This is a genomic window from Acinetobacter sp. Brlt_5, assembly GCF_051949055.1.
In the GTDB taxonomy this organism is placed as follows: Bacteria; Pseudomonadota; Gammaproteobacteria; order Pseudomonadales; family Moraxellaceae; genus Acinetobacter; species Acinetobacter indicus.
This window is the reverse complement of the sequence record NZ_JAYJLP010000043.1, coordinates 1-1392: the sequence shown is the minus strand read 5'-3', so window position 1 is coordinate 1392 and position 1392 is coordinate 1. Positions and strand designations below refer to the sequence as shown.

The 1392-nt window shown below is 38.4% G+C and carries 1 protein-coding gene; it reads left to right on the top strand.

All coding sequences use genetic code 11. The features are described from left to right. Positions 1 to 74 precede the first annotated feature (74 nt). On the top strand, positions 75 to 1379 hold the full coding sequence (locus tag VF685_RS14010) for an IS4 family transposase (protein WP_152342363.1): 1305 nt from the start codon (positions 75 to 77) through the stop codon (positions 1377 to 1379). The last annotated feature ends 13 nt before the right edge of the window (positions 1380 to 1392 follow it).

Sequence of the window (1392 nt, the reverse complement as noted above, 5' to 3'; positions counted from 1 at the left end):
TAATGCCAGTCAGTTAAGCAAATTTTAGTAAAATGTAGTAAAAATGAGTGTATGTAAATACGCTCATTTTTTTTATGTCTTTATCTGAACATTTAGAATCCACTCTTGAACATGCTCTCCCATCACTCAACCATTTTTGTGAACTTATTGATTTAAATTGGATTGAAACAAGCCTGCATCAAACAGGTAAGGCATCGATCAGAAGGAGAAAATTACCTGCTGAGCACGTGGTTTGGCTTGTTCTTGGGCTTGCCTTGTTTCGCAATCAACCCATCAGCTATGTGGTAGAACAATTAAAACTCGTGTTTGGTACAACAGATTATTGTGTTCCTAGTGCAGCTGTCCAAGCTCGACAACGTTTAGGTCGAGAACCCTTAGCTGCCTTATTCTCCTTAATCAGCCAAGCATGGTTTGATGAATCACAACAACAATATTCAACCTTTCAAGGTCTTAGTGTATGTGCTGTTGACGGGGTGGTTTGGTCTATGCCACTGACCAAGGAGAATTTTAATCATTTTGGCTCATCTAAAGGTAAAACTGCTGTAGCACCTTACCCACAAGTTAGAGCCACGTGTCTAGTGAATACCAATACTCATGAAATCATAGATGCCCAAATAGGCAGTATGGATCAAGGTGAACTCACATTAGCAAATCAATTATCTCCTCCAGCACAAAGTATTACTTTGTTTGATCGAGCTTATTTCTCTGCTGATTTTTTAATAGGCTGGCAAACACGTGGAGAATCAAGCCATTGGCTTATGCGAGCTAAAGATAATTTACGTTATGACATAATTAAACGGAATTCCCCACATGATTTTCATATCAGGATGCCAATATCAGCAAGAGCCAAAAAACTTAATCCAGCATTAGGAGATTACTGGGAAGCACGTTTGATTGAAGTTGAGCAGGCAGGAAAAATCCGCCGTTATATCACTTCATTATTAGATTCAAAGACATATCCAGCTCGAACTTTAGCAAAGTTATATGCTCAACGTTGGGAGATAGAGATGTGTTACCGAGAAATTAAAAGCAATTTACAGGAAGGTAAGCACTTAAGGAGCAAACAGCCAGACTTAATTTATCAAGAATTATGGGGTGTCTTGATTGCTTATAATGTTCTAAGAAGACAAATGAAATATATGGCTCAACGTGCCAAAGTAAGCCCGTTGAGGATCAGTTTTCATATTGCATCTATTGCCCTTCTTAATTTACTCAGATTCGACTCTTTGGCTTCTGCAGGTAATCTACCCAAACATCTGGAAAGTTTAATGGAGAAATCTAATCGGTATGTTATACCTGAGAGAAGAGTGAGGAGTTATCCAAGGGTTGTAAAAGGAAAACCTCAAAAATACCCAAGAAAAAGCCAGTCAATCTCTTAACTGACTGGCATTA

What these genes read in the sequence shown, in the direction of transcription:
- VF685_RS14010 (WP_152342363.1), top strand. Translation starts at nt 75, where the DNA reads ATGTCTTTATCTGAACATTTAGAATCCACTCTTGAACATGCTCTCCCA.